We start from the raw sequence: 9,203 nt of genomic DNA on the forward strand, positions 1-9,203 counted from the left end.
TCCGCCATTAAGGACGTGGCGGGCCGTATCCTCCCGCATGAACGAGACAGCAATGCTCCCAGCAGACGCCCAGGCGGTATCCCCGAAAGAGACGCGCAAGCGGCCGCTTGTTGTCATGCAGTCGGTCTCGAAGGTCTTTTCCAGCGGCACTGCCGCCCTTTCGAACATGTCGCTGACAGTCGAAAGCGGCGAGTTCGTCAGCCTGCTCGGCCCTTCCGGCTGCGGCAAGTCGACGGCGCTGCGCATCATAGCCGGTCTTGGCGATGTCACCTCGGGAACGATCGACTGKCCGAGTTCGCGCATCAATTCCAGGGGTCTGCCGGAGGGCGATATCGGCTTTGTCTTCCAGGAGCCAACGTTGATGCCCTGGAAGAACGTGTTCGACAATGTCCATCTGCCGCTGAGATTGAGGCGCGTTTCGAAGGCAGCCGCGCATGATCAGATCATGGAAGTGCTGACCACCGTCGGCCTTCAGGATTTTGCCAAGGCCTATCCGCGCGAGCTTTCCGGCGGCATGAAGATGCGCGTCTCGATCGCCCGTGCGCTGGTGACGAAGCCGAAGCTGCTGCTGATGGACGAGCCTTTCGCCGCGCTCGATGAGATCACCCGCCAGAAGCTCAACGACGACGTGCTGCGGCTGTGGAAGGCGACCGGCATTACGGTGATTTTCGTGACGCATTCGGTCTTCGAGTCCGCCTATCTCTCGAACCGCATCGTCGTGATGAAGGCAAGGCCCGGGCGCGTGCATGCGGACGTTCCGCTGATCACCAGCCTCGAACGCGACGCGCACTACCGCACCTCGGAAGAATACCGCATGGCCTGCGAAACGGTATCGCATTCGCTGATCGGGGCGATCAATTCGGCAGGGGATCATTGATGAGTGACGAAACAGACACATCGCCGCTACTCGTTAAGGGTACCGCAAGCGCAAGGCGCCGCGATCTTGCGCTGCGCATCGCCATCCCCTTCCTTGTCATCGCCCTGATGATCCTCGTCTGGTACGCCTATGTGAAACTGTCCGGCGTGCCGCCCTATATCCTGCCAGGACCGGCCGCTGTGGCAAACGCCTTCGTGACGGATTGGGGTACGCTTGCCCCTGCCCTCTGGGTCACCACCAAGATCACCTTCATCTCGCTGATGCTGGCGCTTGTCGGCGGCGTCGGTTTTGCGATCTTTCTCGTGCAGTCGCGCTGGGTCGAGCTTGCCTTCTATCCCCTTGCCGTCATCCTGCAGGTAACGCCGATCGTCGCGATCTCGCCGCTGATCCTGATCTACGCTCCCTCCACGCAGGTAGCGCTGCTGATCTGCGCCTTCCTCGTCGCCTTTTTCCCGATCCTGTCGAATATGGTCCAGGGCCTGAAGAGCGTCGACCACAATCTGATCAACCTCTTTGAGCTCTACGGCGCCTCGCGCTGGCAGACGCTGCTCTTTCTCAAACTGCCTGCCGCCCAACCCTATTTCATGACCGGTCTTCGCATCGGCGGCGGCCTTGCGCTGATCGCCGCCGTCGTCGCCGAATTTGCCGCGGGCTCTGCCGGTGCCGGCTCCGGTCTCGCCTTCCGACTGCTGGAAGCGCAGTACCGGATGAACATACCGCGGCTCTTTGCGGCGCTGTTGATGCTCTCCATGCTTGGGGTGGCGATCTTCGGCCTCACCACCTTCATCGCCTGGCTGAGCCTTCATCGCTGGCATGAAAGCAGCATCAAACGGGAAAACTGATGACCTATTCCTTCATATCCCCGCCGAATGCGGCCCGCTTCGTGCTGAGCAATGCGACAGTGCCCGCTGTCACCGTCGAGCATGTCGACGTGCCGGTCACGGAAGGGCTGGCCACGGTCGATATCGTCATCAGCGACGGCATGATTGCCGCCATCCGGCCGGCCGGCGCCGCACCCGCCGATTATGCCAGGACCGATCTTAAGGACGGCATGGTCTGGCCGTGCTTTGCCGATATCCATACCCATCTCGACAAAGGCCATATCTGGCCGCGCCAGGCCAATCCCGACGGCAGCTTCATGGGCGCGCTCGATGCCGTCAGGGCCGACCGGGAAGCCAACTGGTCAGCCGCAGACGTCAAACGGCGCATGGAATTCTCGCTCCGCTCCGCCTATGCCCATGGCACCAGCCTGATCCGCACGCACCTGGATTCGCTTGCGCCCCAGCATCGCATCTCCTTCGAGGTTTTTGCCGAAATCCGGGATGCCTGGAAGGACAGGATCGCACTGCAGGCGGTCGCCCTCTTCCCGCTGGATGCCATGGCAGACAGCGCCTTCTTTACCGATCTCGTCACAACAATCCGGCAGAACGGCGGCCTGCTTGGCGGCGTCACCAGGATGGGGCCGGAGCTTGTCTGGCAGCTCGACACACTCTTCAGGACTGCCGCAGAGCATGGCCTGGATGTCGATCTGCATGTCGACGAGACGGATGATCGCGGCGCGGAAACACTGAAGGCAATCGCCGAGGCCGTGCTGCGCAACGGGTTCGAGGGTAAGGTGACCGCCGGCCATTGCTGCTCGCTCGCCCGCCAGGACGAAGACACCGCCGCGCGCACCGTCGAGTTGGTCGCCAAGGCGGGTATCGCGGTCATTTCACTGCCGATGTGCAACATGTATCTGCAGGATCGCTACCCCGGCCGCACCCCGCGCTGGCGCGGCGTCACCCTGTTCAAGGAACTGGCCGCCGCCGGTGTCGCGACCGCGGTCGCATCCGACAATACCCGCGACCCCTTCTATGCCTATGGCGATCTCGATCCGGTGGAAGTCTTCCGCGAGGCCGTACGGATACTGCATCTCGACCATCCGCTCGATACCGCCGCCCGTGTCGTCACCACCTCGGCCGCCGCCATCGTCGGACGGCCGGACAAGGGCCGCATCGCCGCCGGCGATCCTGCCGATCTCGTGCTCTTCAGCGCGCGGCGCTGGAGTGAATTCCTGTCCCGTCCGCAGTCTGACCGCGTCGTGCTTCGCCGCGRCAAGGTGATCGACCGCAGCCTGCCGGATTACCGTGAACTCGATAACGTCGTTGGAGCCTGACATGGCCGATTATCAGAAGATCAAAAAGGAACTCGAAGGCATCGCCGTTGAGGATAATCCGGCGTTGGTTCGCCAGAAGAGCCGGGATTTCTACTGGTATTCGCCTGTACTCAAAGCTCAGCTCGACAATGTGACGGCCGATCTCGTCGTCACACCAAAGACCGAGGAAGAGGTCATCCGGACGCTGAAGGTCGCCTATGCCCATGGCGTACCGGTCACGCCGCGCGGCGCCGGCACTGGCAATTACGGCCAGGCCATGCCGCTTTCCGGCGGCATCGTTCTCAATCTTGCCGCCATGGACAAGATCAAGGAGATCCATCCTGGCCGCGTCATCTGCGAACCGGGCATCGTGCTTGCCCAGCTCGACAAGCAGACCAAGGCCCATTCCGGCCAGGAGCTGCGTTTCCACCCCTCCACCGCCCAGACGGCGACGGTCGGCGGCTTCGTCGCCGGCGGTTCCGGCGGCGTCGGCTCGATCACCTGGGGCGGCTTGCGCGACCTCGGCAACATCCTGCGCCTGCGCGTCGTCACCATGGAGGCCGAGCCGCGCGTCCTCGATCTCACCGGCTGGGATCTCCAGAAGGTGAGCCACGCCTATGGCACCAACGGCATCATCACCGAGATCGAGATGCCGCTTGCACCTGCCTATGACTGGGTCGATGTGCTCGTCGGCTATGACGACTTCATGGAAGCGGTGCGCTTCTCCGACGCACTGGCGAAATGCAATGGCATCCTCGTCAAGGAGATCGCGCCGATCGCCGCTCCCATTCCTTTCGACTATTTCACCCGCCACAAGCCTTACATCCGTCAGGGCCAGTCGATCGTCGTGCTGATGATCGCGCCGCACTCCATGGATGCTTTTCTTGCCTTCACGGCGGCGCAGAAGGGCGAGATCATGTTCCGCTCCGACAAGGTGGAAAGCATGCGCGGCATCCCGCATGCCTACGAGCTTGCCTGGAACCACACGACATTGCGTGCGCTCAAGGTCGATCCGAGCTTCACCTATCTGCAGGTGCAATATCCGGGACCGGATCATGTCGCCAAGGTTCGGAAGATGGTCGAAATCTTTGGTGACGAAGTGCCGGGTCATCTCGAATTCATCAAATTCGACGGCCAGATCCAGTGCTCCGGCCTGCCGCTGGTGCGCTATACCACCGAGGAGCGGCTGGAGGAGATCATCAAGATCCATCAGGACAATGGATGCCCGATCTTCAACCCGCACCGCTATACGCTCGAAGAAGGCGGCATGAAGCGCACCGACGCGGTGCAGCTCGCCTTCAAGCAGGAAACCGATCCGAAGGGCCTGCTCAATCCCGGCAAGATGATCGCGTGGGACAATCCCGATTTCGATTTCAACGCCGGCAAGAACTATCTCTTCCCTGGTCTGGCGGCCCTGATGGAGGCCTCATGAGGGTTCTCGTCCTCCACTCTCACCCGGTCGAGGAAAGTTACGGCAAGGCGCTTTACCGGCAAACCGTCGAGAGCCTGCAGAAGGCMGGGCATACAGTGGATGGCTGCGACCTCTATGAAGAGCAGTTCGATCCGGTGCTCTCGCGCCGCGACCGGCTCGTCTATCACGACTATCCGGAAAATCTGAAGTTGGTGGAATCRCATGTCGAAAGGTTGAAGGCGGCCGAGGGGCTGGTGATCTGCACCCCGATCTGGAACTTCGGCTTTCCGGCGATCCTGAAGGGATATTTCGACCGAGTCTGGCTGCCGGGCGTTTCCTTCGAGCTAGTCAACGGCAAGGTGGAATCGCGGCTGCGTCACATCCGCAAGCTCGCAGCCGTCCTGACTTATGGCGCAACGCCCTTCCGGGCCTTCGCCGCCGGCAACCCGCCGAAGAAAATCGTAAAGCGCGTGCTGAGGGCGCAGATCAATCCGGTGAGGCCGGTGACGTTCCTCGCCCATTACGACATGAACAATTGCACGCCGGAGACGCGGGCAAAATTCCTCGCCCGCGTCGGAGGGGCAATGGAGCGATTCTAGAGCAGTTCCAGCAAAACTGTGCTGCGCCTTTGCAGGCAAAGCGCGAAGCGCTTTTGCCGGGAATTGCGTGAAAACAAAGAGGTAGAGCATCTCCGTGCTTCGAAGAAAAAAGGAAATGCTCTACAAGATTTTCGCGGCCGTCACCTCGACCTCGACGAGGAACTCGGGGCGCGTAAAACCGCCGATGACGAGCAAGGTGGAAACCGGCTTCGGATCGAGCGTATAGCGATCCCGTACAGCCATATAGGCCGGGAAGTCCTCGCGGCGGGTGACGAAGCCCGAAATGCGGATCACATCGGCAAAACTCATCTCCGCCTCTTCGAGGATCGCCTTGATCGCCTCGAAGCAGAGTTCCGCCTGAGCAGTGACATCGCTCGGAACGGCATCGTCGAGACCGATACCAAGCTGGCCCGACGTGACGAGCAGCGCTGCGCCAGGCGGCACCAGCAGGCCGTGATTGTAATTTCCAAAAGGCCGGCGCACCGAGGCCGGATTGAAGATCTTCTTCATCGATCGCTCTGAAATTTTCCCATAGGTCGGCAGATACCGCGACCCTACAGGATGCGGCAGGATATGAGAATATCGCTGCCGCTCATGATGCCTTGCGAGGAGTGATGCGGGACAACCGCCTTGGAGGGATCGAGCCGATGATCGTCCAGGCGCCAGGTCACTATCTTTCGGTATTTGATCTGACGTTAGCCGCGCGTCATCTTTGCGTCACGCGCCGCGAAGCGACCAAGTGGATTGGCCGGTTGCCTTCGAAGGCCCGTCCGCTGCGCTGCCCGTCCGCCGCGCTTTTGTCGCCGTCCAATTGAAACTGGTTGACCAGATCCCGTAGGCGGCCTGCCTCGGAGGACAATGAGGCAACGGCAGCCGTCGACTGCTCGACCATCGCCGCATTTTGCTGGGTCGCCTGGTCCATCTGATTGACCGCCGTGTTGATCTCAGCAAGTCCCGTCGACTGCTCGCGCGCCGATGTGGCAATCGCATCCATGAGTTGGTTGATCTGTACGACGTACTCACCGATCGACTTCAGCGACGTTCCGGTTTCGAGAACCAGTTTCACGCCATTTTGCACGTCAGTTGACGACTTTTGAATAAAGCCCTTGATCTCCTTGGCCGCTTGAGCGGCGCGCTGGGCAAGCTCGCGGACTTCCTGGGCGACAACGGCAAAACCCTTGCCCGCCTCACCCGCACGGGCAGCCTCAACGCCGGCGTTCAACGCCAAGAGGTTCGTCTGAAAGGCGATTTCATCAATTGCACCAATGATATTTGAAATCTGCTGTGAACTGTCCTCGATGCGTCGCATCGCCCCTTCGGCCTCCGAGACGACAGTTGCCGACCGCTGAGCGCTGATATCGGCTTCTTTGGCGACATTGCGCGCTTCGTCGGTGCGTTTGGTCGCCATCGTTACATTGGACGTGATCTCGTCCAGGGCTGCTGCCGTCTCCTCGAGAGAAGCTGCTTGTTGTTCGGTACGCTTGGAAAGATCCTGCGCGGCAGATGCAATCTCCCCGATACCATTATCGATGCTATGCACCGTCTCGAGCACTGCGCCGATCGTAGCGCCCAATTGCCGGAGCGAGGCGTTGAAGTCTTCGCGCAAGGCTTCATATTCAGCCGCAAATTGTTCTGAAAGCTGGAAGGATATGTCGCCTGCTGCAAGCCGCCGGAGACCTTCGCCCAATGTCGTGGTCGCGAAGCGCAATTGTTCCGCCTCGCGTTCGGTGCGCTGCTGGGCTGCGGCGCGCGCTGCCTCGCTCTCGCTGCGGGATTCAGCCGCTTCCTTCTCGAGCCTGACGACGTTGAGGGCATTCTGACGAAAGATTTCAACCGCACCGGCCATTTCGCCGACTTCATCGGCGCGACCGGCATAGGGAATATCACTGTCAAGATCGCCATCCGACAGGCGCCTCATGGCGGAGGCGATGCTTCGGATTGGGTTGGCGATGCCCGATATCGCAAAGAAGATGCCGGCTATGGCAAGAAGCACGGCCAGCGCTGCGATCGCGGCCGTCAGCAGGAAAGCGGATTGTGCGGTATCACCGCTCGCGGTCACAAAGCCTTCGGCCTGGTTGAGAATGAAAGCGACCAGATCCGCCACCGCCTTGTTCACCAGCTCGGCTTGCGGCTCCATATTTTCCTTGAAGAGGCGGATTGCTTCAGGCGTCTTCCCGTCATTTTCAAACGCGGTCATTTGCTCTGCCAGCGCGCGATATTTGGCGAGTTCCGGCTTGATCTGGTTGATCAGTTCGCGCCCCCGCTCCGTGCGGACGCCTTTTTCGTATTCGCCGACAACCGTGTCCAGCGCAACGCCAGCAGCGTCGATCTCTTGCTGTCCGGCCTTCTTTTGCTCCGCTGTGTCCACGAGAAGGTATTGCCCATAGACGAGTTTCAGACCGAGGAAGTCGTCCTTGATCTCGCGAGCCGTCACAAGCCGCTGCATCCAGAAGGTCCCGATCTGCTCGGTATTGGCACGAAGTGTCGAAATCGTGCTCAGCGAAACATAGGACAGGCCAACCATGAACAGACTGATGATCGACAGCTTTAAGATCAGGGCTTGCTTGATACTCGGGCGTTTCATGCGGGTCTCCTCGAAGCTACTGGGACGACCGGTGTGCCGGCTGATGCAAGATCTCGCACCAGATTCAATAATTTAGTATTAACTAAACAATGGTCCCGCTCTATTTTCCGAGATCTTCTGAGTGGGTCCATACTTCCGCGATCAATTAAACGCCATGCGACTTAGAGTTCCTGGAAATCAAAGGAAATAGCATCCATGGCGAGCGCAAATATCAGCGCCATCGGGTCTCGATAACAAGAAATGGATCGGTCGACATTGACCCGGCTTTGGACATTGAGATCGGCACGATCTGGTCATCTTCGCCATGGAGAACCAGTCCTGCCGTCTGCGAGATCGGCAAGCATCTGCAGGCTTGCCAATCGGTCCACGGAACACATACTGGGTCCATGCAGCAATCTGAAAACCAACCTGCCGGCATTGAAATCGCGCTCTGGCAGTATTCCAAGGACGAAGGCGACGGGAACCGCTGGATGCAGTCGCTTTCACCGGATGAACGGGGGCGCGCCGCGACCTATCGGTTTGAACGAGACCGGGCCTCTTTCATTGCCGGCCGGTATATCGGCAACTGTTGAGCGTGCAAACCGGGATATCGCCGAGCAAGCTCCCATTGTCTCCAGACAAGCACGGCAAGCTAAGACTTGAGGGAGATGACAGGCTGCAGTTCAGCCTCGCCAATGCCGACGGGCTTGTGGCGGTCGCTGTCGCTTCAGCATGTGATCACCTGGGAATAGACTGCGAACGCGCCGACGTCGAGATCGAGGAGGCGGCGTTGGATAACTATTGCAGTGCAGACGAACGGCGCTGGCTGATGGAATTGCCTGCGCGCGAACGCGCGCGTGCGGCTAAGGCACTCGGCGTCGGGCTGCGCGAGGATCCCCCGCAACGTCACCTTTTCCTGGAAGGATGGCATCCCTGTCATGGTCGGCGGCGACCGCGATCGGCGATGGCATCACCATCTGGTCGAAAGCGGCAGCCAGCACGTCGTCGCGCTGGCTGCTTGCTCTCAATCCGAGTTTCCCGGCATTTCTATCAGCCTATTTCAGGACGACAGCAGGCCGTCCGATACCGCGCACCCGCCACCGCTAGGGATGGCAGGTTGTCTTGCTCGACTACGACTGGTCTCGACAGAGTGTTTCATGACAGGGGCGACCGTCTCGGCAAGCAGCAGCCGGTATCTGATTTAATGGCGCCCGTCCGGTAGCGGACAGGCTTCGCCGCAGCCGCCCACGCCCGGCAGATTGTAGCGCAGGCAGCAAACCTTCCGACGGGCGAACTCAAGTCCGCACTGCTGGCGCGCAATGCGGATCATGCCGAACATCGGATTGCGCCGGCCGCACGGCCATGCGGGCTCTTCAAGCAGCGCCAGGCCGCCTTCGACGAGGCTGGGCTCGTGACGATGGGCGACTTCCTTGAGGATCCAGGAGAGATATGCCGCAACATTGTTCCAGAGAAGCTTCGGAGCAACCCCTGCATTGGCGGCGATCGCCGCGATGATAGGCTCGGCGTGGCCGCGCATCAGCCGATGAAGCTTAGCAGTTGGATCGGTGGCAACGTCGGGCCTTCCGGWCATCACGAATGCTTCCGGCTCACCCGTATGC

The 9,203-nt window shown here is 60.4% G+C and carries 8 protein-coding genes and 1 pseudogene; 6 read left to right on the top strand and 3 right to left on the bottom strand.

Annotation, left to right across the window (positions count from 1 at the left end; genetic code table 11):
• Window positions 1–52 precede the first annotated feature (52 nt).
• Genes AC1ECN_RS17320 through AC1ECN_RS17340 form a run of 5 tightly spaced genes read left to right on the top strand, consistent with a single transcriptional unit; the run spans window position 53 to window position 5,021 of the window.
• A complete protein-coding gene (locus AC1ECN_RS17320) occupies window positions 53–877 on the top strand; it encodes an ABC transporter ATP-binding protein (protein WP_477953643.1) in 825 nt (274 codons plus the stop codon).
• Window positions 877–1,719: an ABC transporter permease gene (locus AC1ECN_RS17325; RefSeq protein WP_029768014.1), complete on the top strand. Its 843-nt coding sequence runs from the start codon at window positions 877–879 to the stop codon at window positions 1,717–1,719. The genes AC1ECN_RS17320 and AC1ECN_RS17325 overlap by 1 nt, the downstream gene beginning before the upstream one ends.
• Window positions 1,719–3,032 (top strand): cytosine deaminase, encoded by a 1,314-nt coding sequence (locus AC1ECN_RS17330; protein ID WP_477953645.1) that lies wholly within the window; start codon window positions 1,719–1,721, stop codon window positions 3,030–3,032. Before AC1ECN_RS17325 ends, AC1ECN_RS17330 begins: the two co-directional genes overlap by 1 nt.
• Window position 3,033: 1 nt before the next feature.
• Window positions 3,034–4,443: an FAD-binding oxidoreductase gene (locus tag AC1ECN_RS17335; protein WP_164582395.1), complete on the top strand. Its 1,410-nt coding sequence runs from the start codon at window positions 3,034–3,036 to the stop codon at window positions 4,441–4,443.
• Window positions 4,440–5,021, top strand: coding sequence for an NAD(P)H-dependent oxidoreductase (locus AC1ECN_RS17340; protein WP_018480374.1), 582 nt, complete (start codon window positions 4,440–4,442; stop codon window positions 5,019–5,021). The genes AC1ECN_RS17335 and AC1ECN_RS17340 overlap by 4 nt, the downstream gene beginning before the upstream one ends.
• A gap of 120 nt (window positions 5,022–5,141) precedes the next feature.
• Here AC1ECN_RS17340 and AC1ECN_RS17345 read toward each other — a convergent pair whose 3' ends face one another.
• Together AC1ECN_RS17345 and AC1ECN_RS17350 are read right to left on the bottom strand one after the other, a co-directional pair.
• Complete coding sequence (locus AC1ECN_RS17345) at window positions 5,142–5,531, bottom strand: RidA family protein (RefSeq protein WP_024321534.1); 390 nt, start codon at window positions 5,529–5,531, stop codon at window positions 5,142–5,144.
• 196 nt (window positions 5,532–5,727) lie between these two features.
• On the bottom strand, window positions 5,728–7,605 hold the full coding sequence (locus AC1ECN_RS17350) for a HAMP domain-containing methyl-accepting chemotaxis protein (protein ID WP_130726053.1): 1,878 nt from the start codon (window positions 7,603–7,605) through the stop codon (window positions 5,728–5,730).
• A gap of 386 nt (window positions 7,606–7,991) precedes the next feature.
• Between AC1ECN_RS17350 and AC1ECN_RS17355 the strand changes: the two are divergent.
• Window positions 7,992–8,669, top strand: a pseudogene (locus AC1ECN_RS17355) (4'-phosphopantetheinyl transferase family protein); the annotation flags it as partial.
• A 116-nt stretch (window positions 8,670–8,785) separates the two neighbouring features.
• Here AC1ECN_RS17355 and fhuF read toward each other — a convergent pair.
• Window positions 8,786–9,203, bottom strand: a 418-nt coding sequence (gene fhuF, locus AC1ECN_RS17360) for a siderophore-iron reductase FhuF (RefSeq protein WP_477953648.1), incomplete at its 5' end; no start/stop codon positions are given.

This window comes from Rhizobium sp. 01N447_2, from assembly GCF_056399245.1.